We start from the raw sequence: 24,727 nt of genomic DNA, 5'->3' as shown, positions 1-24,727 counted from the left end.
TTTCAATGCGTCAAAAATACACATCGGGATTGATAGTTGCGCAGGTTTTATCAGACGAGGGGCCGTTTTCGCAACAGTTGCATGAGGATCGACAACGCGAGCACGGCCATGATGATGGTGCCGGCGGCCACGATGGGAGGGGAGTCGGGACTGGCGACGGCGTCGCGCTTGAGGATGATGCCGTAGTAGGCCCAGATGCCGGTGAGGCCGTACCAGATATTATTGAACCGGAAAACCATGAGGAGGGCGGCGAGGGTGCCGAGGATCATGCAAAGTAGGGTCCAATAGACGCCCCCCACGCCGTAAACGTTCCAGCCCATGGCGAGGCCCCAGATGGTGAGGTTGGCGAACAGGGCGATGGTGATCCATCCGAAGTATACGCCGAACGGGAAGAAGAGGAAGGTTTTTTCGGCCAGGGGGGCTTTGGGATCGGCGATCCGGAAGCGGGCGTGGATGCGGACGAGGGTGTAAAGGATGAAAATCATGAGCAGCAGCGAAATCCCGATCAGTTCATAATGCCACGCGAACAGCCAACAGGCGTTGCCGAGGCAGTTGAGCAGGAACCACGGGCCCATGCGCACCATCAGCGAGGTGAGCTCGCCTTCGCGGCCCGGCGCGAAGGCAATCCACAGCTGGTAACCGGCGAAAGCCAGCAGCCCGAGGTAAATCACGCTCCAGATACTGAAGGTGATGCCGGCGGGGGTGAAGAGGTTCGGGTACATGTCCGACACCTCTCCGGTAGTGTGGCCGTTCAGCGTGGCGGTATTCGCCATAATGTTGACGCCAATCACCACCAGCAGCGCAATCAGATTGAAAAAAGCCTGCTGCCGGAAATGCGGTATGCTCATGCGGGTTTCCATACGGGTTTCATTTGATGACATGCTCGCACAAAAATTTTTCCAATCTGAATTTACACATTAAAAATGAATTGATTAGTCATCGAATTCCATTTTCGTATTTCGTTAATAATAATTTATCTTTGCGGACTTATGACAACAGAGCAACTGAAACATATGAGGGACCGTTTGTATGTCCTGGGAGGTTTTCTTTAACGTCCAGGACCGTATAGACAAAATCGAAAATGATAAGCAAATGACCCTTGCTCCCGGTTTCTGGGACGACAACGAAAGGGCGACCGCCATCCTCAAGGAAATCAAGGTTAACAAGTTTTGGGTAGACCTCCATGACGGCGTTAAATCGTCGATCGAGGACTGTTCCGTTTTACTCGACTTCCAGAAGGAAGGGGAGGCTACGGAAGAGGAAGTGAACCAGGCATATGCCGCCGCCTTGCAGGCGCTGGACGAACTGGAGTTCAAATCCACCCTGAACCAGCCGGAAGACGAGATGCCGGCCGTGCTCACGATCAATTCGGGAGCGGGCGGTACCGAAAGCCAGGACTGGGCCGAGATGTTATTGCGGATGTACCGGATGTACGGCGAAAAGCAGGGCTGGAAAGTCAGCGAGATCGACGTGCAGTACGGCGACGGTGCGGGTATCAAATCCGCCACCCTCGAGTTCGACGGGGACTTTGCCTACGGCCTCCTCAAAGCCGAAAGCGGCGTGCACCGCCTGGTGCGTATTTCGCCGTTCGACTCCAACGCAAGGCGTCACACTTCGTTCGCTTCCGTGTTTGTTTACCCGTTGGTGGACGATACGATTGAAGTGACCGTGAACCCGGCCGACCTGGAATGGGAATTTTACCGTTCGGGTGGTAAGGGCGGTCAGAACGTGAACAAGGTGGAAACCGCGGTGCGTTTGAAGCACATCCCTTCGGGCATTATCATCGAATGCCAGCAGGCCCGTACGCAGGGCGAGAACCGTGAAAAGGCGCTCACCATGCTGAAATCCCGCCTGTACGAAGAGGAGATCCGCCGCCGCGAGGAACTGAAGAACGCCACCAACGCCAACAAGCGCAAAATTGAGTGGGGCTCGCAGATCCGGTCGTACGTTTTCCATCCTTATAAAATGATCAAAGACCACCGCACCGATTTCGAAGTCGGCAACGTAGGCCCGGTCATGGACGGAGAGCTGGACGGTTTCATCAAAGCGTACCTGATGATGCAGAAAGAAGACGAAAAAGGCTGACACCAGGCCTGAAGTGAACAATATTGATAACCGAAACAACAATCTAAGCCATGCACAATGCTTATTTTGACTTTGCAGCACCAACCAACGAGCCGGTTCTATCTTACGGTCCCGGCACCCCCGAGAAAGCAGCATTGAAAAAACAGCTGGCCGCGTTCAAGGCCGTTGAGATGGACATTCCCATGTACATCGGCGGCCAGGAAGTCCGCACCGGTAAAACGGTGGATATTCGTCCTCCACACGAAATCAAGCATAAACTGGGGCACTTCCATGCGGGAGACGCCAGCCATGTGAAAGACGCTATCGCCGCTGCGCTCGCAGCGCGCCAGCAATGGGCGGATACGCCCTGGGAACAACGCGCGGCCATCTTCCTGAAAGCGGCCGAGCTGCTCGCCACCAAGTACCGCGCGCATACCAACGCCGCTACCATGCTGGGGCAGAGCAAGAACGCCTACCAGGCAGAGATCGACTCCGCATGCGAGCTGATCGACTTCCTCCGCTTCAACGTGCATTTCCTTTCCGAAATCTACCGCCAGCAGCCCATCAGCTCGCCCGGCGTTCATAACAGGCTGGAGTATCGCCCGCTCGAAGGATTCGTGCTCGCGGTAACGCCTTTCAACTTCTCCGCCATCGGCGGCAACCTGCCTACTTCCGCCGCCATGTGCGGTAACGTAGTGGTTTGGAAGCCCGCCAATACCGCGGTATACCACGCCAGCTTCTTCATGAAAGTGCTCATCGAAGCCGGCCTGCCCGCAGGCGTGATCAACCTGGTATATGCCGACGGCCCCACCATCGGAGACGTATGCTTCGCGCATCCCGATTTCGCAGGTATCCACTTCACCGGTTCCACCGGCGTTTTCCAGACCATGTGGAAAACCATCGGCAACAACATTTCCAAATACAAAACCTATCCCCGCATCGTGGGCGAAACCGGCGGCAAGGACTTTGTGCTTGCGCATAAATCCGCCGATCCCGACGCAGTGGTAACAGGCCTTGCCCGCGGCGCTTTCGAGTTCCAGGGCCAGAAATGTTCCGCAGCTTCCCGCGCTTACCTCCCCAGCAATATCGCCGAAGAGATCAAGACGAAGCTGGCTGCCGAGCTGAAGACCATGAAAATGGGCACCACCGAAGATTTCACCAACTTCATCAACGCCGTGATCGACGAGCGCTCGTTCGACAAGATCGCAGCGTATATCGAGAACGCGAAGAAGGATCCCAAGGCGAAAATCATCGCCGGCGGCAACTACGCGAAAACGGAAGGTTACTTCATCGAGCCCACCGTCATCGAAACCACCGATCCGAAGTACGTGACCATGTGCGAAGAGATCTTCGGGCCTGTGCTCACCATCTACACATACGACGCGGATAAATTTGAAGAAGCCATCGAACTGGTGAACGGTACCAGCGAATACGCCCTCACCGGCGCCGTTTTCGCGCAGGACCGCTACGCGCTCGACCTCGCCACCCAAAAACTGGTGAACGCGGCAGGTAACTTCTACCTCAACGATAAGCCCACCGGCGCGGTAGTAGGGCAGCAGCCCTTCGGCGGCGCCCGCGCTTCCGGCACCAACGACAAGGCCGGCTCCATGCTGAACCTGTATCGCTGGCTCAGCGCCCGCACCGTGAAAGAAACCCTCGTTTCCCCCACGGATTATCGTTATCCCTTCATCAAAGAAGCATAACAGGCAAATATCTTACGCGAAAAGCCGCTCCATCCGGAGCGGCTTTTTTGTTTTTTTGACGTCAATTCTACTGCCATCCTTCTACCATCGTTCAGCCATCCTATAATTAACCACCCTCAAACCTAATCCAGCATTGAACAAGCTTGAAGGATGATTGAAGGATTGCTCATAGCTTCCTGAAATACAAGCTTTTAAATTGTCCTACATAATCTGATTAATGACCATTAGCCGGTAATTGCATGGCGGGCAGGGGGGTATTGAGACAAAAAAGCGCCCCGTACAGGGCGCTTTTTACCAAATTCCGTAAGGTGTAGCAATTACAGTTTCCTTATCGCCGCCAGGGCTTCTTCCACGTGCTGGGTAGCCTGCGTCATGGAGTTGAACTGGTGCACGATGGTTCCCTTACGGTCGAGTACATATGTAACACGGCCGGGGAGCATCATGGTTTTGGGTACACCGAACAACTTGCGGACCTCGTTTTTTTCGTCGGCCAGCAGCGTGAAGGGGAGGTTATGTTTCAGGGCGAATTTCTTGTGGGAAGCCACATCGTCGGAGCTGATGCCGATTACCTGCGCGCCGGCGTCGGTAAAGGCGGCGAAGCTGTCGCGGAAGGAGCAGGCCTCCTTGGTACAGCCCGGCGTATCGTCTTTCGGATAGAAATACACCACCACCGGGCCTTTGGCCAGGGCTTCGGACAGGCGGAAGGTGTGGTTGTCCTGATCCTGCAGGGAGAAGTCGGGCACGGTTTCGCCCGTTTTGATCTGGCCCGAGGTATCGGAAAAGAGGCCGAACAGCGACAAGGTAATGAGCATGGTTTTTAAGATTTTCATGACCGGATGCGATTTACCCTTCAAATGTACGGCAATGGTCCGCTCCGGCAATCATTTTTTATTCCGGTCCTTCATCCTTACTTTTGACTTTTAAATTTCACCTGATTTGAAATCAATTCTGACAGACCGGCAACTGGCGATCACGATCGAAAGGCTGAGCCACCAATTGGTGGAGAACCATCTCGACTTCCACGATACCGTGGTGATAGGGCTTCAGCCCAGGGGCATCTTTTTGTCGGACCGCATCTACCGTCATTTACAGGCGCTGGTGCCCTCCGCCAATATCCCCTACGGCAAGCTGGACATCACTTTTTACCGCGACGACTACAAGAGCGGCAACCTGCATGTTCCCAACGAAACCGATATCGCATTTTCCATCGACGATAAAAAAGTGATCCTTATCGACGATGTGCTGTATACTGGCCGTACGATCCGTTCGGCGATGGACGCCATGTTGGATTTCGGCCGTCCGGCGAAGGTGGAACTGTGCGTGCTGGTAGACCGCCGGTTTAGCCGTGAGCTGCCGATACAGCCTGATTATACGGGCCGCACGATCGACGCGATTATCACCGAGCGCGTAAAAGTTTTGTGGAACGAACGCGATGGTAAAGACGAAGTTGTGCTGATAGCATAAAACCCATATATTTGCACCTTAGAATGTCACTGTCTGTTAAACATCTGCTGGGTATACGTGACCTGACGCGTCAGGATATAGAACTCGTCTTTCAAACGGCTGATCAATTCAAGGAAGTATTGCAGCGCCCGATCAAGAAAGTGCCCACTTTACGGGATACCACCATCGTCAATGTATTTTTCGAGAACTCAACACGCACGCGGCTCTCTTTTGAGCTGGCGGAGAAGCGCCTTGGCGCCGACGTGATGAATTTCTCGGCTTCCGGATCGTCTGTTTCCAAAGGCGAAACCCTCATCGATACTGTCAACAACATCCTGTCCATGAAAGTGGATATGGTGGTGATGCGGCACTCGGCCACGGGGGCGCCCCACTTCCTCGCCAAGCACATCAACGTACCCATCGTCAACGCCGGAGACGGCATCAACGAACACCCCACGCAAGCCCTGCTCGACGCGTTTTCCATCCGGGAGAAGCTTGGTAGCGTAGAAGGCAAGAAAATCGCCATCTGCGGCGATATCATGCACTCCCGCGTGGCGCTTTCCAACATTTACTGCCTGAAGAAACTGGGCGCGGAGGTAACCGTTGTAGGTCCGCCCACGCTCATTCCCAAGCACATCGCCAAAGCGCTCGACGTGAACGTTTCCTACGATATTAAGGAAACGCTCAAATGGGCGGACGTGGCCAACGTGCTCCGCATCCAGCTGGAACGCCAAAACATGCCGCTTTTCTCGACCCTGCGGGAATATTCCCTCGCCTACGGCGTCAACCGCAAGCTGCTGGACAGCCTGGGCAAGGAGATTGTGATCATGCACCCCGGGCCCATCAACCGCGGCGTGGAACTCAGTTCCGATGTGGCGGATTCGGGGCAAAGCATCATCCTCGACCAGGTAGAAAACGGTGTGGCGACGCGCATGGCGGTATTGTACCTGCTCGCCCGAAAAGAGAATTGATCCATCAAAAGAAATATTCTTCGAAGCTCCCGGCGCCCCGGGGGCTTTTTTATGTCCAAAACAGTAAATTAGTGCATGCGTACAATCATCCTGCTGCTGATCTCCAATGTTTTCATGACGTTCGCCTGGTACGGCCACCTCAAGAACACGAACGTGCCGCTGTGGAAGGTGGTGCTCGTGAGCTGGGGGATCGCTTTTTTCGAGTACTGCTTCATGGTGCCCGCCAACCGGCTCGGGTATCTCGAGGGCTTTAACGGTTTTCAGCTGAAAATGGTGCAGGAAGTCATTACGCTGACGGTATTCTGCGTTTTTGCCGTGTTGTTCCTGAAAGAGCCCCTCCGCTGGAATTACCTCATTTCCTTCTCGCTGCTCCTCGGCGCCGTGTACTTCATGTTCAAAAAATAAACAAACCCTGTGCTGATGAAACGTTCCCTGCTGACGGCCCTGCTCGTCTTTCACGCCCTGGCTGCCTTCTGCCAGCAGACCAGCAACCCGATGAAAACACCGCTTGACCGCAAGGTGGATTCGCTCGTACGCGCGGCATATGCCCGTGGCGAATGCGTAGGGCTGATGATCGGGGTGATAGACGGCGACAAGACATATACTTACGCATACGGTGAAACGGCCATAGGCGACAACACACTGCCCGGAACCAGTACGGTCTTCCAGATCGGATCGGTCACCAAAACGTTTACCGGTATATTGCTGGCCGCGCAAATCAGCAGCGGGCAAGTAAAAGCGGACGATCCCATTTCAAAGTACGTTCCGGATACGGTATCGCTCAAATGGTATGATAACCAACCCATCACCCTGGCCATGCTGAGCAACCACACTTCGGCCATTCCCCGCTGGGAGCCGATTATGACATATCCGGGGTTCTCGGTAGCGCAGCCCTACAGGCATTTCGGGGAAGCGCAGCTTTTCCATTTCCTCAACCACTACCAACCTGCTTACAAGCCCGGGGTAAAATATGCCTATTCAAACCTCGGTGCGGGACTACTGGGCGAATTGCTCGCCCGAAATGCCCGTACTTCATACAAAGACCTGCTCTTCCGGCAAATTTTCCGTCCACTGGGCATGAACAACACCTGGCTCACGGAGTCTCCGCAAGTGCCTGCGCAAATGGCGCAAGGCTACAATGCGCGCCGAAACCCGGAACAACCCTGGGTCATGTCGGCCGTATCGGGTGCAGGAGGGATACAATCAACCCTGCACGACATGCTCCTTTTCGCCCGGGCCAACATTCGTCCGGGTAAGGGCGCCCTGGGCGCAGCCATCCGCCTGAGCCACCGGGAAACCTTCCGCGATGCATCCGCGCGTATGGGGCTGGGCTGGCACATCGTTGAAGGGCCGGGGCATACCGTGCTGTTCCACAATGGGCAAACAGGCGGGTATCATTCGCACCTGAGCATTGAAACGGCTGGACAGAAAGCGGTGGTGATCCTGTCGAACCTGGCTGCCGACAACAAGATTGGCTGGCCGCTACAGGGTTATCTCATGCTCCGGGGCGGCGAAGGTAAATAATCCACCAGCGGCAACACGTTGCAACATATAATCCCTATTTTTGACGACTGACCAAAACCGGTATCTATTTCATGTTGAACATCCGAACCCTTACGGGATTGGCTGCCGCCTTTCTGCTGTGCTTTTCCGGCACCAGGGCGCAGACGTCTCCGGCGATGCATGCGGCCGATATCCAGCTGCAGCTGCAGAAACTGAACACGCTCGGCAGCGTTTTGTACGTAGCCGCGCATCCTGACGACGAAAACACGCGGCTGCTGGGATTCCTGGCCCGCGAAGGTAAATACCGCACCGGCTACCTGTCGCTCACCCGCGGCGACGGCGGGCAGAACCTCATCGGCAACGAACAGGCCGAACTGCTGGGGCTCATCCGCACGCAGGAACTCATGGCTGCACGCCGGATCGACGGAGCGGAGCAATTCTTCACCCGCGCCAACGACTTCGGTTTCTCCAAGAACCCGGAAGAAACCTTCACCATCTGGGACCGCAAGAAAATACTGGGCGACGTGGTGTGGGTGATCCGCAAATTCAGGCCCGACGTGATCATCTGCCGCTTCCCGGCGGATAGCCGCGCGGGACACGGCCATCACACCGCTTCGGCCATGCTCGCTGCGGAAGCGTTTAAAGCCGCCGCCGATCCGAAACAATATCCCGAACAGCTGAAATCCGTGGAAGTGTGGCAGGCGAAAAGGCTGCTGTGGAACACGTTCAATTTCGGCAGCAACAATACCATTTCCGAAGACCAGTTCAAGATGCAGGTAGGCGCTTACAACGCGCTCCTGGGCAAGGGTTACGGCGAAATCGCCGCCGAAAGCCGCAGCCAGCACAAGAGCCAGGGATTCGGCGTGGCCTCCGGCCGCGGAGCGGCTACCGAATACTTCCAGACGATCCTGGGGGATGCGCCCACAAAAGACCTTATGGACGGCATCAATACCACCTGGAACCGGGTGCCGGGCAGCAATGCCGTGGCGCAGCAGATCGGGGATGTGATCAAAGCGTACAAGGCCGAAGCGCCTTCCGCCAGCGTGCCCGCACTGCTGGCCGTACGTAAAAACCTGCTCGCGCTGCCCGACAGCTACTGGAAAGCGCAAAAGCTGAAAGAAACGGAAAAACTCATCATCGCCTGCTCCGGCCTCTGGGCCGAAGCTTTCTCCTCCGCCGCCGAAGTAGTGCCCGGAGGCCCGATGAAAAGCCAGCTCCAGATCATCAACCGCAGCAACGTGCCCGTACGCCTCGAAAAAGTGACGTACAACGGCACCGAAAATACTTCCCTGGCCAGGGATCTCGCCTTCAACGAATTCAATACCATTCCCGCCGATTTCAACATCCCGGACCAAACGCCCGGCTCGCAGCCTTACTGGCTGCAAGACCCGCATCCGCTCGGCGCTTATGTGATCCGCGATAATAATATGGTCGGGTACCCGGAAAATATCCCTTCCCTGACGGCCACGTTCTTCCTCCGCTTCGGGGATCAGACGATCCCTCTGCAAAGGCCCTTCATCTACAAATTCACCGACCCCGTGAAAGGGGAAGTGTATAGCCCGCTCGTGATCGCGCCGCCCGTGGTAGCGCATCTCCAGAACCAGGTCTACATCTACACCCAGGCCGAGCCGCAGGCGGTGCCCGTGAAGATCCGCGCCATGCAGCCCGGCGTGAGCGGGAAAGTGAAGCTGCGCCTGCCGCAGGGTTTCACCGCCGATCAACCCGCCATTGCTTTCTCTCTGAAAGAAAAAGGTGACGAGACGGAAGTGGTATTCCAGGTGAAACCCCTGAAAGTCAACGGCCGCCAGCTCACCGATACCATGAGCGTAGCTGTGGAATTCAACGGGAAGGAATACACGAATAGCATGACCGTCATCGCTTACGACCACATCCCCGCCATCACGCTCTTTCCGCCCGCGGAAGCGCGGCTGGTGACGCTCAACCTGCAATACAACGGCCGCAACATCGGGTACATCCCCGGCGCGGGCGACAAAGTAGCCGAAAGCCTGCAACAGGTGGGGTATACGGTGACCATTCTTGGAGAAAAAGAAATTATGCAGGGCGACCTCTCGTCCTACGACGCCATCATCACCGGCGTGCGCGCCTACAACACGCAGGACCGCCTCCGCTACTGGCAGCCCCGCCTGCTGGAGTACGTGAAAAACGGCGGAACACTGCTCGTGCAATACAATACCAACGGCAGCCTCGTGAGCCAGCAGCTCGGCCCGTTCCCCTTCACCCTCTCCCGCGACCGCGTGACCGACGAAACCGCCGCCGTTACCTTCCGCACGCCGCAGGACAAGGTGATGACTTATCCCAACGCCCTCACCACCGCCGATTTCAACGGATGGGTGCAGGAGCGGGGATTGTATTTCCCGGCCAACGCCGACGCGCAATATGTGCAACCCTTCGCTATGAAGGACCCCGGGGAGAAAGAGATTACCGGCTCCACACTGGTGGCCCGTTACGGGAAAGGCAAGTATGTATACACCGGCCTGTCGTTTTTCCGGCAGCTGCCGGCGGGCATTCCGGGCGCTTATCGTTTATTTGTGAACCTGATCGCTAAACAGGATTGATATATGAGTATGAGAAAAGACCGCGTGACGATTTCCGCAGGGCTATGCATCGTTATCGGGCTGGTAATAGGTTTCCTCATCAAGAGGGTTCATATCGGCCTGCTGATCGGGCTGGCGCTCGGCGTGATCGGAGGTGGATTACTGTCTAAACGCAACTGATGATGGAAGACCATTCTAATGAAAAAGCACCGCTGTTCCGCCGCTGGCGCACCTGGTATCTCCTGGTGATCGGCTGGCTGGCCGCGCTGATCGTTTTCTTTTACCTGTTCACCAAACACTATTCATGAGTTATGCCGACTGGGCTGTGCTGGGGCTCACACTCACCATTATCATTTTGTATGGTGTGTGGAAGAGCCGCGGACAGCAAAACCTCGACAGTTACTTCCTCGGAAACCGCTCCGTGCCCTGGTACATCGTGCTCCTGTCGATCATGGGCACCCAGGCCAGCGCCATCACCTTCCTGAGCGCCCCCGGCCAGGCGTACACCGACGGGATGCGGTTCGTGCAATACTACTTCGGATTGCCCATCGCCATGGTGGTCATCTCCATGGTATTCGTGCCCATCTACCACAAACTGAAAGTCTATACCGCTTACGAATACCTCGAAAACCGGTTCGATCTCAAAACGCGCACGCTCACGTCGTTCCTGTTTTTGCTGCAACGGGCCTTGTCGACGGGGATTTCCATCTACGCACCGAGTATCATTTTATCGTCCCTGCTGGGATGGAACATTTACTACACGAACATCTTCATGGGCGGGCTGCTCATCATTTACACCATGTATGGCGGCACGAAAGCGGTGTCGTACACGCAGTCGCTGCAACTGGGGATTATTTTCGCGGGGATGTTCCTGGCGGGGTATATGGTCGTGAAACTCCTGCCGGCCGACATCGGTTTCTCCGACGCTTTGCATGTTTCGGGGAAGATGGGCAAGCTGAACGTGATCGTGACGGATTTTGATGTGAAAGACCGCTACAATATCTGGAGCGGGGTGATCGGGGGCTTCTTTTTGGCGCTGTCGTACTTCGGGACGGACCAGAGCCAGGTGGGCCGTTACCTCACCGCCCGGGACCTTACCGAAAGCCGGATGAGCCTGCTGATGAACGGGTTGGTGAAAGTGCCCATGCAGTTCCTCATCATGCTGATCGGCGCGCTGGTATTTGTGTTCTATCTCTATTTCAGGGCGCCCATCAATTTCAACGAAGGCCTGATCCGGCAGGTGCATACCACGGAATATGCCGGGCAGATGCAGGCCCTGGAGCAGCGGTACGATTCGCTCGACGGCGTGAAGCAGCTCCAGGTGAAAGCCCTCGTGACGGCGCTCGACGCTAAAAACGAAGGAGCCGTCCGCGACGCGCAGGCTGGCCTGAAAGTTTCAGAAGCAGCCGCCGACAAACTCCGTGGCGAAGCCAAAGACATCATCAAAAAAGCCAATCCAGCGGCGGATACCAACGATACCAATTACATCTTCCTGCACTTCGTGGTGAACAACCTGCCGAAAGGGCTCGTGGGCCTGCTGATCGCCATTATCTTCCTCGCTTCCTGGGGCAGTATCGCGGCGGCGCTCAATTCCCTCGCATCTACCACGATGGTGGATTTCTACAAACGGATGTACAAACCGCAGGCGAGCGACGATGACTACCTGCGCGCCTCCAAGCTCTGGACCCTCGTGTGGGGCGTGTTTTCCATCGCCGTTGCGCTGTTCGCTTCCAACCTCGGCAGCCTCATCGAAGCCGTGAATATCCTGGGCTCGCTATTCTACGGCACCATCCTCGGGATCTTCGTGGTGGCGTTCGGGATGAAAAAGATCCGGGGCAACGCCGTGTTCTGGGGAGCCTTGCTGGCGGAAGTCGCCGTCATCGCAGTGTTCATCTCCGATATCGTCTCCTTCTTATGGCTCAACGTAATCGGGTGCGTGCTGGTGATGGCATTCGCCGCCATGTTGCAACCTTTCCTTCCTTCCAATACCAACGAACCCGCCTAAATTGGCGACCAGATAACAAGAAAAGCGGATGGCCCGGTCGGACCATCCGCTTTTTCATTACTGTAACAATCTTGCAAGCCTTACAGCGTAGCGATCAGCTTTTCGTTCAGCGCTACGTAGTCGGCGTTGTTGGCAGCTTTCGCCAGCTCGGTGGATTTGGCGGAAGTGGCCTTGGCGCCGGCTTTGTCTCCGGCTTTCGCCTGCATGCGGGCTTTCTGGTAGTACATCCAGAAGGCTTTGGCGTTGGCGGGGTCAGCGAGGGCCTGGTCCATCCATTTGATGGCCTGGTTGATGTCGCGGTTGGATTCCATGTAGTACATAGCCGCCTGGAAGTAAGGCTTTTTGTCCGTCTTCATGGCTTCGTCAATAGATGCCATGATCTTGCCGTCGATTTCAGCGGTGATTTCGATGGGCAGGAGGAATTTCTCCCAGAGGATCATCATGGTCATGGCGTCCGGTCGGATATTCTCGAACGTGATCATGAACGATTCGATGGGGAAGGGCAGCTCCTGGGCTTCTACATTGAAGCGGGCTACGTCTTCTTCCTGTTTGTAACCGTCGATACCCCAGTTCTTCAGGCCTTTGTTGATAATGATTTCCCAACCGTTCCGCGAGGGGATGCCATAAATCACGTATTCGCCCGCGGGTACGGCTTTGCCGTTGAGCTTCACATCTTCACCGAATTTGATCCGGGTAGCGGAGTTGGCTCCCATGCGCCAGATTTTGTTCCAGGGAACGAGGTCGCCCATGATGGTGCGGCCTTTCATGGCGGGGCGGGAGTAGGTTACTTCCACGGCCGACAGGGCGAAATCCTGTTTGATAGTCTGGGTAGGGCTGGGAGCGGGGAGCTTCACCTGCGCCTGGGCGGAAACGGTCATCACGCCAATGGCTGCGGCGGTGAGGAACGCGGATAGTTGTTTCATATTGATTTTGTTGTTTTTATGATAATTGCGTATTCACTGTGTTAATCGATCAGCCCGTTCCGGAAAGCGTACAGCACGAGGCCCACGGTATTCTTCACCCCGAGTTTTTCCAGCAATTTCTGCCGGAGGCCTTCCACGGTGCGCGGGCTGAGGAAGATCTGTTCCGAGATTTCCTGCGTGGTTTGCTCACTGCAAATAAGCTTCAGCACTTCCAGCTCACGGTCGGTGAGCTGGACCTCGTTCTTGAAGGTCGGCTTGAATTGTTGTTTGTTTTTATGGAGGACTTTCTTCAGGAGCGCGAGGTTCACGTTTTCATTGAAGTAGAATCCTTTTTCGAAAGTGGTGCAAATCGCTTCGTAGATCTCTTCCGGTTCACTGTTTTTGAGCAAATAGGCGTTGGCGCCATTCTCTACGAGATGGACGATAAAGTTGTCGTCTTCGTACATGGTGAGGATGATGATCTTGACCTGCGGGAACTTTTCCTTCACTTTGATGGTGGCCTGGATGCCGTCCATTTTGGGCATTTTCAGGTCCATCAGGATGACGTCGGGTTGCTGTTCCTGCATGATCTGCATCAGATGTTCACCGTCCTCCGCTTCAAATACGACGTTGATGTTTTCGTAGGGAGTGAGGGTTTGGATGACCCCGCTCCGGAAAATCTTGTGGTCGTCTGCGATTGCGACCTTAATAGGCGGCAGCATACTTATTTTTTATTGATGGCTAAGCAACAGGCTGATAGTTTTCCACCCTGATTTCGGCGATGGTGCCTCCGGGTGAATTCTTTACAAAGGTGATGTTTCCGCCGATAATATTCAAACGGCTTTCGATATTTTTTAATCCGAGGTGCCCGGTCTTCTTCCGGGAGGCTTCGAGGTTATCGATCAGCAGCCCGTTACCGTCGTCTTCGACGCGGATGGTGAGCAGCTGCGGGGTGCTTTGGTAAATGATAAGGACTTTCTCGGCTTCGGCGTGCTTGAGGATATTATTCATGAGTTCCTGCACTACGCGGTAGACGTTGAGGGCTTTTTCGCGGTCTACGGGGTAGGAGGAGCCGTCGGTCCGGAACTGGATGGCGGTTTGGCGGTTTTTGTTCATGAGGCTGGCGAAGGAATCCAGGGCATGGCTGAGGCCGAGGTTCTCCAGCGTGGTGGGGTGGAGGCTTTGGGAGATAAAACGGAGTTGCTGGATGATGGTATCGGCAAACTCCTTTGTTTCCTTGAGTTTTTCCTTTTCCCCGTTCCCGGCGAGTTGCTGGAGGTGGTTGAGGCTGAGTTTGAGGACGGAAAGCTGGGCGCCGACTTCGTCGTGGAGGTCTTCGGCGATGCGTTTCCGTTCGATTTCCTGGCCCTGGAGCACGGCAACGAGGCGTTCTTTCTGGATCTGGAGATCCTTTTCGCGGAGGGTCAGCTTATACTGAACTACCTGTTTTTGTTGCAACACCACCATGATGACCACGAAAATACCGAGGCTCATCATAACGATCGTACCTGCCAGGATCAATTGCAGCGTGTTCATGATCTCGCTCTTTTAATCTTTTGGAGGCCAATATAAAAAACAATCACCTGAATTATGCCGGCGATCCATCCGAGGCCCTGGGTAATCCGGAAAAGATTGATGATTTCGGGCCCGGGCTCGTCGCGCAGGAGGAAATTAAAAGAGAGATATAAGATGAAATTGCAGCATTGATAGACGAATACGCCGGAATTGAACCAGAATTCGGGGATGGAAGTGATGTAAATGGACCGTTCGATGAGGGAATTGTCGCGCACGAGCTGTACAAAGAACAGGATGCCATAAACGATCAGTACGAAGGTGCGGAAGGAGACGAAGATGGAACTGAAGCCACGGGGGCCGCTGATCCAGAAGAAGTCGATGATAAACGCCAGGGTGACGACGGGCACCATCCAGGCAATGATTTTTCGGGTAAGGGGCTTTTTGATGACGGTTATGAAAAACCAGGAAAGTAAATAGAACGCAACCAGGAACATCACTGCATGCCACGCCAGGTTATGCCGGAAGACCCGGGCAAGCACTTCGGCGCCTATGCTGAGGACGGCCGAATGGATAGCATACAGGTAGATGATCCGTTGTTCTTTATTGAACAGCTTGTAATTTAAAGTGAAGGGGATCAGAAGAAGGACTTCGATCCCCATCATGAAATAGAAAATATAGTGATGCAGCGGCACGTAATAGTCTTTATCCTTTGGGATTACTCAGAATCGGAGTTCAGGGGGTTTGATATTTTGGGGCAATCGAAGGGGCAGAAACCATCCGTCATCAGCGCTCCGCTGTTGGCACTGGCTTTCTTTTCCAGGCTGCGGGTCTGTGCGGGGAAAATATCGTTGCCTTCAGCATCGGTGGCGGTGAGCACGAATTTCTTGTCTGCCTTGCCGTCGCCGTCAACATCGAGGCCATAGTAGATGCGGAGGCCAACGGTGCCTTCCTGCGAAAGCAGTTCCTGTAATTTGTCGAGCCCGAAGAACTGAGACATCACGGGGTCTTTGTGTTTCTTGCGGTCCAGTTGATCGACCCGGTAGTTCTTGGTCAGCTTACCGGCAGCCTTCAGGTCAATAAAGATCCCGGTTTCTTTTGAAAATTTTGCCATTGTTTAGCATTTAGGAGTAAGTAATAATGATAAAAAAAGTCGCGGGTAAAATTATCACAAATTCCCAATCGTCAAACCCTTCCGTTAAATACCCGCAAACGGGGAATAGGAACTGAAAATCAGGAATAATTATAGCCACGGCGGCTTTCGGGGGAGGTGGCCTACCCCGGGGAGGGTATATTTTGCGTAGGGGCCTCATAAAAATGCGTATAAGTACGCATTCGGTATTTACCGTGGTTGAACGCTTGATTAAGGGATTGTTTATGTCAACCTTTGCAAGGTGGATAATGACCATGTAGACAGCGCAATCAAGGCCTTTCTACCATAGTTTGTTTCGTTAGTATGCAGAGGGCAGCCGGTGCCCCAAAACCGGAGTAACAAAGCGTACCCCAAAATGTAAAGTCCAAAAGTGAATCGCTATGAGTTACCTATTGATCGGCAACATCTCGGCGTTGATCTGTGAGGAGTGCATGGAACCCCTGGCCGACGCGCGCATCAGGATTTACCTGCCCGAAGGCCCGCACGACCCCGATGTTCTGGCCCGCGGTATCTTCAAAGATCTGCGACAGATCCCCGGCACCCAGGTGAGGGCCAAGGCAGACCGCCTCCTCGCCGAAACCGAACTGGACGGCAGCGGCAACTTCTGCCTGTCCTGGGACGAGATCCACCTGTTCACCGAACCGCTGGAACTCGACATATGCCTCAACAGCGTGCCCGGCGCACGCAACGCCAGAGAAGGAAGGGCCCAGTATCATCTGAGTACCTTCGTGCCCCATTGGAAAAGAGACCGCGACAAGTACCTCGCCGCCTTCGCGTACGTGGTACCTGCCGAAAAATGGTCCAACATCCGCCGCGAATTCGGCGCATGGGCCGTTGCCGGAACCGTCCGCCATGCAGACACCGGCGAAGCCCTGCGGACCGTCCGGGTCGAAGCTTATAACGCGCTCAACGACAAACTGCTGGGCCGCGGGTACACCAACGAGCTGGGAAAGTATAAACTGTACTTCTCCCGCGAAATGCTCTCCGGTAGCCGCATGATGCAGATTATCCGCGAAAGCCGTTACGGGATATCCGACTCGCCCGACGTCTACTTTAAAGTCTTCTACCAGGGAGAGCCCCTGCTGGAAGAAGACGGATCCCAGGCCCATAAACCCGGCCGGCGGCGGATCGCCCACTGCTCACGGCAGAACCTGCAAGCCAGGCCTGCAACCCAACCCCGAAAAACCGGCACCTTCTCCGGATGGATCAATGGATTCATCTCCGGAAAAGCACGCAGCTTGCAAAAGGACCGGTATGTGACGTACTAGAAAGCCCATGTTGGAAAGCCCCAAATACACAACAGCTACCTGTTTCTCAGTCATGCCTCAAAAGGTAGCTGTTTTTTTCCTTTCTGACATAACAGACAAGTCCCTATAACTCCAACCCGGAACGGTCCCAGGACCGCCCGGGCGTTGCCCCAAGCCAAGCCCGCAAATAACTTTGTATTAGATTACCGGTGAAACCCCGGATGAAACTGCACCAGCATATCGCGCAGGTATTCGCGGTTGAGGTGCGTGTAGATTTCCGTGGTGGTGATGCTTTCGTGCCCCAGCATTTCCTGTACCGCCACGAGGTCGGCCCCGCCTTCCACGAGGTGCGTGGCGAAGGAGTGGCGGAAGGTGTGGGGGGAGATGTTCTTTTTGATATTGGCCAGCCGCGCCAGCTCCTTTATAATAAGGAATACCATCACCCGGGTGAGCCCTTTGCCCCGGCGGTTCAGGAATAATATATCTTCGTGCCCCCGGGCGATCGGCGCAAACTGCCGGAATTCTTCCCTGTATCTGTTAATATGCCCGATTGCCGAACGGCCGATTGGTACGAGCCTTTCCTTGTCGCCTTTCCCTAACACCCGGATATACCCGTCGTGAAAATGCAGCTGCGAAAGCCGCAGCCCCACGGCTTCGCTCACCCGGAGCCCGCAGCAATACATGGTTTCCAGCAGGGCGGTGTTGCGCTGGATGATGGCGGGGTCTTTTTCCGTTCCGTAATTCGGGACTTGTTCAATAATCGCGTCGATTTCTTCCACACTGAGGAAGTCGGGCAGCTTCCTGGGTGTTTTGGGCGCCTCCAGCAACTGGGCGGGGTCGTGGGAGATGAGGTCTTCCCGCTGCAGGTACCGGAAAAACGTCCGGATCCCCGAAATCATCCGCGCCTGGCTGCTGGCCGTCATCCCCAGTTCCGCTACCCACCTGACGCAGGCCTCCAGCTCTTCCAGGGTCACGGATTCCGGCCCGACGGGTTTGCCGGCCTGCACGAGGTACCGTGCCAGCACCCGCACATCCCGCTCATACGCCTCTATTGTATGCTGCGATAAAGAACGCTCCATCCGCAGATGAACCCTGAACCCGTTGACCGATGCTTCCCACATATCCGTAAAAATATGGGAATGATTCCAAACTACCCATTCACATTATTTTAATTCATCATTCGAGCTCTGATATTGGATAAATGCATTTTAAAGCCCCTTTACTTTGAAAAAAATCAACAAATTCCTTAGAAAGTTTAGAAATAAACAAAGAAAAAATACATTCTTTTACTACTTTTATACCCGCTGATTTTTAGCATTAATGTTAAATTGATTGTCTGAACTAACCACAGTTATGTCTGATTCATCGCTAAAAAGGATACACAAGCTGTTAGTGGCCAACCGCGGCGAAATCGCCGTCCGGATTTTAAGGGCAGCATCGGAATTACGGATCAGGACCGTAGCGATCTTTACATATGAGGACCGCTATTCGCTTCACCGTTACAAGGCAGACGAAGCCTACCAGATCGGGAAAGACGACGACCCGCTGAAACCTTACCTCGACGTGGAAGCGATCATCCACCTGGCGAAGTCCCAGGGGGTAGACGCCATCCACCCGGGATATGGCTTCCTCAGTGAAAATGTGACTTTCGCCCGCAGGTGCAAGGAAGAAGGGATCATTTTCGTAGGCCCCGATCCGGAAGTAATGGCCCAGCTGGGCGACAAGGTGGCCGCCAAAACGCTGGCGCGCCGGGTGAACGTGCCCCTGATCGAAGACAGCCAGGTGAAACTGGAAGATATCGCCACCGTGAAACAGGAAGCCCTCCGCATCGGGTTCCCCATTATTCTCAAAGCCGCCTCCGGCGGCGGCGGGCGCGGGATGCGCGTGGTTCGGGATGAGTCCCAGCTCGAGCGATCCTTCCTCGAAGCCCGCGGCGAAGCCGGCAAAGCCTTCGGCGATGATACCATCTTCATCGAAAAATTCATCGAAGAGCCCAAGCACATCGAAGTGCAGCTGATGGGCGACAACTACGGCAACATCGTTCACCTCTATGAACGCGACTGCTCCGTGCAGCGCCGTTTCCAGAAAGTGGTGGAAATCGCCCCGTCGCCCAACCTGCCCGTGGAAACCCGGGAAGAAGTATATAAGTATGCCCTCGCGCTCGCCCGTGAGGTGAAATATAATAACGTGGGCACCGTGGAGTTCCTGGTCGACCGCCAGAACAAGGTGTACTTCATCGAAGTAAACCCGCGTATCCAGGTGGAACATACCGTGACCGAAGAGGTGACCGGCATCGATATCGTGCGGTCGCAGATCCTCATCGCCAAGGGCCACCACCTGTCGGACCCCGAGATCTTCCTCAAAAGCCAGGACGACGTGCGCCTGAACGGCTTCGCCATCCAGTGCCGCGTGACCACCGAAGATCCCGAGAACAACTTCACCCCGGATTACGGCACCGTGATCGCATACCGCAACGCGGGCGGTTTTGGTATCCGCCTGGATGAAGGCAGCGCCTATTCCGGCGTGAAAATCTCGCCCTTCTTCGACTCCATGCTCGTGAAGGTGACGGCTTCCGGCCGCACGCTTTCCGGCGCCGCCGGCGAGCTGCACCGCACGCTGAAGGAGTTCCGTATCCGCGGTGTGAAAACCAACATCCGCTTCTTAGAGAACGTAATTACACACGATACTTTCCGTAAAGGAAACTGCACGGTAGGCTTCATCGACCAGCATCCGGAGCTGTTTAAGCTGTCGCCCATCCGCGACCGCGCCACCAAAACGCTCATGTACCTGGCCGACGTGACGGTAAACGGGCATGTGGACGTCAAAGGCAAGCACGACGGCCGCAAGTTCCGGGTACCGCACGTGCCGTCGTTCGATCCGCTGGCGCCCGTTCCTGAAGGTACACGCAACAAGTTGCTGACCATGGGCCGCGAAGGATTCACGCAATGGCTCCGCAACGAGAAGCCCGTGTATTTCACCGACACCACTTACCGCGACGCCCACCAGAGCCTTCTGGCCACCCGGGTGCGGACTAAAGACATTCTCGCCGTGGCGGAAGGTTATGCCCGCAACAACCCGCAGATCTTCTCCATGGAAGTATGGGGCGGCGCCACGTTCGACGTCGCCATGCGCTTCCTGCACGAATGCCCCTGGAGAAGGCTCCAGCTCATGCGCGAAGCCATGCCCAACGTGCTGCTCCAGATGCTGTTCAGGGGCTCCAATGCAGTGGGGTATTCCGCTTACCCGGAAAACCTGATCGCCAAATTCATCGAGAAAGCGGCGGAAAACGGGATCGATATCTTCCGCATCTTCGATTCGCTCAACGATATCGAAGCCATGACGCCTTCCATCGGGTTCGTGCGCAACAACACCACTTCCCTGGCACAGGCCGCCATCAGTTACACCGGCGATATCCTGCACAAAGACAACAAAAAATACACGCTCGACTATTACGTTTCCCTCGCCAAACGCCTGGAAGACGCCGGCGCGCACATGCTCTGCATCAAGGACATGGCCGGCCTCCTCAAGCCGCAGGCCGCCACCGTACTGGTAGGCGCCCTGAAAGACGCGGTGAAACTGCCGATCGTGCTCCATACCCACGACACCGCTTCGGTACAGGCCGCCACTTACCTGAAAGCCATCGAAGCCGGCGTGAATGCAGTAGATTGCGCCATCGCATCCCTGAGCGGGCTCACCTCGCAGCCCAACCTCAATGCCATGGCCGCCATCCTCGAAGGCCACGAGCGCAGCCAGTTCATGAACCTCCCTTCCCTCAACGAATACAGCAACTACTGGGAAGACGTGCGCGAATACTATTACCCCTTCGAATCCGACATGAAGGCCGGTACCGCGCAGGTTTACCAAAACGAAATCCCCGGCGGACAGTATTCCAACCTCCGCCAGCAGGCCGAATCCCTCGGGCTGGGCGATAAACTGGAAGTCATCAAGCAAAACTACGCCGTGGTGAACGACCTGTTCGGCGATATCGTGAAAGTGACCCCCAGCTCCAAAGTAGTGGGCGATATGGCGCTGTTTATGACCGCCAACGGTCTCACCGCCGCCGATGTGCTCGACGAATCCCGTAACCTGGCATTCCCCGCCAGCGTGCAGGGTTTCTTCAAAGGCGAGATCGGACAACCGTACGGAGGGTTCCCGGAAAAACTGCAAAAGATCGTGCTCAAAGGCCAGCAGCCGCTCAACGGCAAACCCAACGCACATCTCGCACCGGTAGACTTCGATAAAGACTTTGCCGCCTTCCAGCTGAAATACCCGCTGGCCGAATTCCTCGATTACCTCAGTTACCACATGTTCCCGAAAGTATTCGAAGAGTACTATCAGCATGCGCAGACTTACGGCAACGTGGAAGCCATCCCCACACCGGCTTTCTTCTACGGATTGAAGCTCGGCGAGGAAATCCTCATCACCCTCGGCAAAGGCAAGACCATCATCGTAAAACTCCTCTACGTACTGCCTGCCGACGAAAGCGGCATGCGTACCGTGGTATTTGAACTGAACGGCTACACCCGCCGCGTGCAGGTGCGCGACCGCGCCGTGAAAAGCGAAGTGCCTTCCAACAAAAAGGTGAACAATCCCGAACAGGAAGTAGGCGCCCCGCTGCAAGGCAAACTGTCGAAAGTACTGGTGAAAGCCGGCGACAGCATCGGCGCCAACACACCGCTGTTCATCATCGAAGCCATGAAAATGGAAACTACCGTGACGGCTACACGCGATACGAAAGTGAAATCCATCCACCTGCGCGAAGGCACTATGGTGCAGCAGGACGACCTGGTGGTGGAACTCGAATAATTTTTATTTTTAAGATTGGTTGGAAAGGCCTCCCGCATGGGGGGCCTTTTTTTCATTTCAGCTTCGCCCTTCCCATTTCATAACCACTACCATGCAGATGGAAGCGGCGATCCGTCAGTTAGCCCCGTTTAACATTGCGCCCTTCCATCCCGCCATTAATTTTACCCCGTATATTAACATTTGGCCACCCCCAAAACCAGCAATACACTTATGCGTACAGCATTCTTCTCTTTCCTGATCTGTTGCGCCACTATCCTGGCAGGCTGCAGCAAAAGCAATGCTCCCGGAGACAGGGGAGGGCCCAACGACCCGCCGCCCCAGGAAGAACCGGACGGCAGCGGCGAAGTCACCGAAGCCGGGAAACCCGACGGAACACCCGGTACCGAAAAAGCCATCGGAGCCGCCGGGGGCGAAATCACCAGCGCCGACGGGAAAATCAAGATCACCGTGCCACCCGGCGTACTGGCCAACACGGTAACCATCGGCATCCAGCGTATCAGCAATACCAACCCGCTCGGCAACCAGCATGCTTACCGGCTTACCCCCCACGGACAGCGCTTCAACAAGCCCGTCCAGATTACGTTCCCTTATGACGACACAAATCTGAAAGGCACACACGAAGAAGTGATAGGCATCGCTTACCAGAACGAAAAGGGCGTGTGGATCGCTTTGCCGGTGGAGAGAAATACCACAGCCAGGACCATCACCGTCAACACCACCCACTTCTCCGACTGGGCGCTTTTCAATGCGCTCGATATGGTCATCACCAGAGATACCCTGCCCTTGTTCACATCTACTAACGTGTCGGCATTCTGCGACGACGATATGCTTGCGCCGCTTACACCTGCAGGACAACCCATCAAAAAAAGAATACTAGCCGCAGACAAATATGTAAAAAGCTGGCGGTTGACCGGTGCCGGGAAATTCGAGCATGAAGGGGCAGAAGGTACCTACACCGCTCCAGGATCTGTACTCAAACCGCCGCAAAACCCCGCCACGCTGACCCTGGAATTAAATCCCAAAAATGGGAAGAAATACCTGATGGTCGGCGAAATACTGACCACAGCGGGTTACATGGAAGTCAGGGTCAACGATGGCAACTGGATCGCATTACAGGCGAAACATGCGGTGAAGCTGGACGAGCTTTGGAGCGTAGTTTCGTATGTGGACCGGACCAACAAAAAAGGAGTGAGCATTTACTGGAAAGGGGATATCGGCAATTTCAATTTTAACGACGACAACATGGTCATCTTTGCAGATGGCACGGACAATTACGGCTGCTACTACATGGTACGCGGTTCCAACGATCCGATTGTCAGTCCGGGTTCGATCAACATCACTGACGTTGGCGCCACCGACAAATTCCTGGAAGGCACCTTCATCATCCAGAAAGCGGGCCTGCATAGCGATATGACCCAAACGCGCAAAATCGAAGGGCGTTTCAGCGTATGGCAGGGGAGCTGATATAACCCAAACCGATTCATTCCATCGGCGCCACCGGTCATTCCCCCGGTTGCACCGATGGTTCCTTTTGCTCGATACCGCCGGGATGTGGGGATACATTTGCATTTTAACCGGTTTTACCCGGAAACCATGCAACTTCAAACCCCATCATATGCACGCATTCAGATTGATGCTGCTGGCTTTGGCCATCACCGCCGGCTGCAGCAAAAGCGATTCCGGTAACGACGGACCGCCCGATCCCGCCACTAAAACCGGAACCCCCACGCCTGTAGGCGCCACGGACGGCACGCCTTCCGCATCTGCCGTCATCGGCGCGGGAGGAGGAACGCTTTCCTCGGCCGACGGGCAACTGAAAATCACCGTTCCGGCAGGCGCCTTCACCGCCGACCAAACGGTTTCTATCGAACGGATCGCCTCTCACAATCCACTTGGCGTTGGCCGTGGATACCGGTTAAAGCCCGAAGGGGTACGTTTCGCCAAACCGGTTTCGCTTACTTTCCAGTATTTCCGTCCCGATTCCATCGCATATCCCCCGGAAGCCATGCGCGTGGCTTACCAGGATGCGAAAGGCATATGGATGGCCGTTCCTGGCACGGTAAATACCGATAACAGAACGGCCACGGTGCAGACGGACCACTTCAGCGACTGGACTTTATTCACACCCGTGCGCCTGGAAGTGGACCAGCCTGTGGTGAACCCCGGTGGTTCCACACCCATCACGCTGATACTGGCAGATGATTTCCTGGCGCCGCTGACGAAGGAAAAACCCATCCCATCAAACCTCCCGGCCGATTCCCGGTTCATTAAAAGCTGGAAGGTAACGGGCCCGGGCGCACTTACCGGTACCGGTGCCACCAACCGATATGTGGCGCCGCCAAGGGTTACGGCCGGGCAGAACAAGGCTACCATTTCAGTGGAAGTGTACCGCGCGCTGGGCAAGCCGGAAACGGTGAAGCTGAACGCCGAGATCAGGACAATGGAAGGTTTTCTGAAAATAAGCATCGACGGTGGAGATGAGATCACGCTGCCAGCGAACCCTGTCGCTAAGGTGGGGGAGTTTTACCAGTTGTCGACAACCTATTCCGCGAACCAGACGGCTGTGATGATCTCCTGGCCGTTTGGCGTGGGAACCCATGGCTACCATATAGAACCGCGGATGGACAAGGCCGCCGTCTCCCTGTTTTACAACGACGCCAATTACGGCTATACTTATATTGCCGGAGATATGTTACGGGCGAGCCCGGGCGCGGTGACGATCACCAGCATGGGCGCGATCGACGGATTGGTGACGGGGAAGTTTGTGGTGGAGAAAGGAGGGAAGTACCCTTTGCTGAAGAGCTCCGTGCATTACGAAGGCACTTTCCAGACAACGAAGCTCGCGGATTAGCCGCTACAGGTC

22 protein-coding genes are annotated in these 24,727 nt (G+C 55.2%); 14 read left to right on the top strand and 8 right to left on the bottom strand.

Annotation, left to right across the window (positions count from 1 at the left end; genetic code table 11):
- Nucleotides 1-50: 50 nt before the first annotated feature.
- Nucleotides 51-881, bottom strand: a complete 831-nt coding sequence (locus WJU16_RS24965) for a hypothetical protein (protein ID WP_341836075.1) — start codon at nt 879-881, stop codon at nt 51-53.
- A gap of 108 nt (nt 882-989) precedes the next feature.
- On the opposite strand from WJU16_RS24965, the gene prfB reads away from it, so the two are divergent.
- Nucleotides 990-2,085 (top strand): peptide chain release factor 2 gene (prfB, locus tag WJU16_RS24960; RefSeq protein WP_341836074.1). Its coding sequence is split into 2 segments (ribosomal slippage): nt 990-1,049 and nt 1,051-2,085, totalling 1,095 coding nucleotides; the frame shifts between segments, so codons are not numbered across the junction.
- Between the two features lie 50 nt (nt 2,086-2,135).
- The gene (pruA, locus tag WJU16_RS24955; protein ID WP_341836073.1) at nt 2,136-3,767 is read left to right on the top strand and encodes an L-glutamate gamma-semialdehyde dehydrogenase; all 1,632 of its coding nucleotides are present in this window, start codon (nt 2,136-2,138) and stop codon (nt 3,765-3,767) included.
- A 317-nt stretch (nt 3,768-4,084) separates the two neighbouring features.
- On the opposite strand, the gene WJU16_RS24950 is transcribed toward pruA, so the two are convergent.
- Complete coding sequence (locus tag WJU16_RS24950; protein ID WP_341836072.1) at nt 4,085-4,597, bottom strand: peroxiredoxin; 513 nt, start codon at nt 4,595-4,597, stop codon at nt 4,085-4,087.
- A 106-nt stretch (nt 4,598-4,703) separates the two neighbouring features.
- On the opposite strand from WJU16_RS24950, the gene pyrR reads away from it, so the two are divergent.
- From pyrR to WJU16_RS24910, 8 genes are all read left to right on the top strand, one after another.
- Nucleotides 4,704-5,231, top strand: coding sequence for a bifunctional pyr operon transcriptional regulator/uracil phosphoribosyltransferase PyrR (gene pyrR, locus WJU16_RS24945; protein WP_341836071.1), 528 nt, complete (start codon nt 4,704-4,706; stop codon nt 5,229-5,231).
- A gap of 11 nt (nt 5,232-5,242) precedes the next feature.
- Nucleotides 5,243-6,181, top strand: a complete 939-nt coding sequence (locus WJU16_RS24940) for an aspartate carbamoyltransferase catalytic subunit (RefSeq protein WP_341836070.1) — start codon at nt 5,243-5,245, stop codon at nt 6,179-6,181.
- Between the two features lie 75 nt (nt 6,182-6,256).
- A complete protein-coding gene (locus WJU16_RS24935; protein WP_341836069.1) occupies nt 6,257-6,586 on the top strand; it encodes a DMT family protein in 330 nt (109 codons plus the stop codon).
- A gap of 15 nt (nt 6,587-6,601) precedes the next feature.
- Nucleotides 6,602-7,705, top strand: coding sequence for a serine hydrolase domain-containing protein (locus WJU16_RS24930; RefSeq protein ID WP_341836068.1), 1,104 nt, complete (start codon nt 6,602-6,604; stop codon nt 7,703-7,705).
- Nucleotides 7,706-7,776: 71 nt separating this feature from the next.
- Nucleotides 7,777-10,260, top strand: a complete 2,484-nt coding sequence (locus tag WJU16_RS24925; protein ID WP_341836067.1) for a PIG-L family deacetylase — start codon at nt 7,777-7,779, stop codon at nt 10,258-10,260.
- Nucleotides 10,261-10,263: 3 nt separating this feature from the next.
- Nucleotides 10,264-10,419 (top strand): hypothetical protein, encoded by a 156-nt coding sequence (locus WJU16_RS24920; RefSeq protein ID WP_341836066.1) that lies wholly within the window; start codon nt 10,264-10,266, stop codon nt 10,417-10,419.
- Entirely contained in the window at nt 10,419-10,547 is a 129-nt protein-coding gene (locus WJU16_RS24915; RefSeq protein ID WP_341836065.1) for a hypothetical protein, read from the top strand. The genes WJU16_RS24920 and WJU16_RS24915 overlap by 1 nt, the downstream gene beginning before the upstream one ends.
- Nucleotides 10,544-12,244, top strand: coding sequence for a sodium:solute symporter (locus WJU16_RS24910; RefSeq protein WP_341836064.1), 1,701 nt, complete (start codon nt 10,544-10,546; stop codon nt 12,242-12,244). Before WJU16_RS24915 ends, WJU16_RS24910 begins: the two co-directional genes overlap by 4 nt.
- An 80-nt stretch (nt 12,245-12,324) precedes the next feature.
- Here WJU16_RS24910 and WJU16_RS24905 read toward each other — a convergent pair whose 3' ends face one another.
- Genes WJU16_RS24905 through WJU16_RS24885 form a run of 5 tightly spaced genes read right to left on the bottom strand, consistent with a single transcriptional unit; the run spans nt 12,325 to nt 15,772 of the window.
- Nucleotides 12,325-13,167, bottom strand: coding sequence for a DUF2911 domain-containing protein (locus tag WJU16_RS24905; RefSeq protein WP_341836063.1), 843 nt, complete (start codon nt 13,165-13,167; stop codon nt 12,325-12,327).
- A 41-nt stretch (nt 13,168-13,208) separates the two neighbouring features.
- Nucleotides 13,209-13,868 (bottom strand): response regulator transcription factor, encoded by a 660-nt coding sequence (locus tag WJU16_RS24900; protein ID WP_341836062.1) that lies wholly within the window; start codon nt 13,866-13,868, stop codon nt 13,209-13,211.
- 19 nt (nt 13,869-13,887) lie between these two features.
- Complete coding sequence (locus tag WJU16_RS24895; protein ID WP_341836061.1) at nt 13,888-14,682, bottom strand: histidine kinase; 795 nt, start codon at nt 14,680-14,682, stop codon at nt 13,888-13,890.
- Entirely contained in the window at nt 14,679-15,353 is a 675-nt protein-coding gene (locus WJU16_RS24890; protein WP_341836060.1) for a hypothetical protein, read from the bottom strand. Before WJU16_RS24890 ends, WJU16_RS24895 begins: the two co-directional genes overlap by 4 nt.
- Before the next feature lie 23 nt (nt 15,354-15,376).
- Nucleotides 15,377-15,772, bottom strand: coding sequence for a hypothetical protein (locus tag WJU16_RS24885; protein WP_341836059.1), 396 nt, complete (start codon nt 15,770-15,772; stop codon nt 15,377-15,379).
- Between the two features lie 419 nt (nt 15,773-16,191).
- On the opposite strand from WJU16_RS24885, the gene WJU16_RS24880 reads away from it, so the two are divergent.
- Nucleotides 16,192-17,079, top strand: a complete 888-nt coding sequence (locus WJU16_RS24880) for a hypothetical protein (RefSeq protein WP_341836058.1) — start codon at nt 16,192-16,194, stop codon at nt 17,077-17,079.
- Between the two features lie 182 nt (nt 17,080-17,261).
- On the opposite strand, the gene xerD is transcribed toward WJU16_RS24880, so the two are convergent.
- Nucleotides 17,262-18,179, bottom strand: coding sequence for a site-specific tyrosine recombinase XerD (xerD, locus tag WJU16_RS24875; protein WP_341836057.1), 918 nt, complete (start codon nt 18,177-18,179; stop codon nt 17,262-17,264).
- Nucleotides 18,180-18,411: 232 nt separating this feature from the next.
- Here xerD and WJU16_RS24870 point away from each other — a divergent pair, with 232 nt between their 5' ends.
- From WJU16_RS24870 to WJU16_RS24860, 3 genes are all read left to right on the top strand, one after another.
- Complete coding sequence (locus WJU16_RS24870) at nt 18,412-21,864, top strand: pyruvate carboxylase (protein WP_341836056.1); 3,453 nt, start codon at nt 18,412-18,414, stop codon at nt 21,862-21,864.
- 210 nt (nt 21,865-22,074) lie between these two features.
- On the top strand, nt 22,075-23,328 hold the full coding sequence (locus WJU16_RS24865; protein WP_341836055.1) for a hypothetical protein: 1,254 nt from the start codon (nt 22,075-22,077) through the stop codon (nt 23,326-23,328).
- 151 nt (nt 23,329-23,479) lie between these two features.
- Complete coding sequence (locus tag WJU16_RS24860; protein ID WP_341836054.1) at nt 23,480-24,715, top strand: hypothetical protein; 1,236 nt, start codon at nt 23,480-23,482, stop codon at nt 24,713-24,715.
- Nucleotides 24,716-24,727: the final 12 nt, after the last annotated feature.

Source organism: Chitinophaga pollutisoli (assembly GCF_038396755.1).
Lineage (GTDB): Bacteria > Bacteroidota > Bacteroidia > Chitinophagales > Chitinophagaceae > Chitinophaga > Chitinophaga pollutisoli.
This window is presented reverse-complemented; position numbering and strand designations above follow the sequence as displayed.

Excerpts from the sequence above, each read along its gene's own strand:
- WJU16_RS24965 (WP_341836075.1), bottom strand. The coding sequence starts at position 881 with ATGTCATCAAATGAAACCCGTATGGAAACCCGCATGAGCATACCGCAT.
- pruA (WP_341836073.1), top strand. The coding sequence starts at position 2,136 with ATGCACAATGCTTATTTTGACTTTGCAGCACCAACCAACGAGCCGGTT.
- WJU16_RS24950 (WP_341836072.1), bottom strand. The coding sequence starts at position 4,597 with ATGAAAATCTTAAAAACCATGCTCATTACCTTGTCGCTGTTCGGCCTC.
- WJU16_RS24935 (WP_341836069.1), top strand. The coding sequence starts at position 6,257 with ATGCGTACAATCATCCTGCTGCTGATCTCCAATGTTTTCATGACGTTC.
- WJU16_RS24930 (WP_341836068.1), top strand. The coding sequence starts at position 6,602 with ATGAAACGTTCCCTGCTGACGGCCCTGCTCGTCTTTCACGCCCTGGCT.
- WJU16_RS24925 (WP_341836067.1), top strand. The coding sequence starts at position 7,777 with ATGTTGAACATCCGAACCCTTACGGGATTGGCTGCCGCCTTTCTGCTG.
- WJU16_RS24920 (WP_341836066.1), top strand. The coding sequence starts at position 10,264 with ATGAGTATGAGAAAAGACCGCGTGACGATTTCCGCAGGGCTATGCATC.
- WJU16_RS24915 (WP_341836065.1), top strand. The coding sequence starts at position 10,419 with ATGATGGAAGACCATTCTAATGAAAAAGCACCGCTGTTCCGCCGCTGG.
- WJU16_RS24910 (WP_341836064.1), top strand. The coding sequence starts at position 10,544 with ATGAGTTATGCCGACTGGGCTGTGCTGGGGCTCACACTCACCATTATC.
- WJU16_RS24905 (WP_341836063.1), bottom strand. The coding sequence starts at position 13,167 with ATGAAACAACTATCCGCGTTCCTCACCGCCGCAGCCATTGGCGTGATG.
- WJU16_RS24900 (WP_341836062.1), bottom strand. The coding sequence starts at position 13,868 with ATGCTGCCGCCTATTAAGGTCGCAATCGCAGACGACCACAAGATTTTC.
- WJU16_RS24895 (WP_341836061.1), bottom strand. The coding sequence starts at position 14,682 with ATGAACACGCTGCAATTGATCCTGGCAGGTACGATCGTTATGATGAGC.
- WJU16_RS24885 (WP_341836059.1), bottom strand. The coding sequence starts at position 15,772 with ATGGCAAAATTTTCAAAAGAAACCGGGATCTTTATTGACCTGAAGGCT.
- WJU16_RS24880 (WP_341836058.1), top strand. The coding sequence starts at position 16,192 with ATGAGTTACCTATTGATCGGCAACATCTCGGCGTTGATCTGTGAGGAG.
- xerD (WP_341836057.1), bottom strand. The coding sequence starts at position 18,179 with ATGTGGGAAGCATCGGTCAACGGGTTCAGGGTTCATCTGCGGATGGAG.
- WJU16_RS24870 (WP_341836056.1), top strand. The coding sequence starts at position 18,412 with ATGTCTGATTCATCGCTAAAAAGGATACACAAGCTGTTAGTGGCCAAC.
- WJU16_RS24865 (WP_341836055.1), top strand. The coding sequence starts at position 22,075 with ATGCGTACAGCATTCTTCTCTTTCCTGATCTGTTGCGCCACTATCCTG.
- WJU16_RS24860 (WP_341836054.1), top strand. The coding sequence starts at position 23,480 with ATGCACGCATTCAGATTGATGCTGCTGGCTTTGGCCATCACCGCCGGC.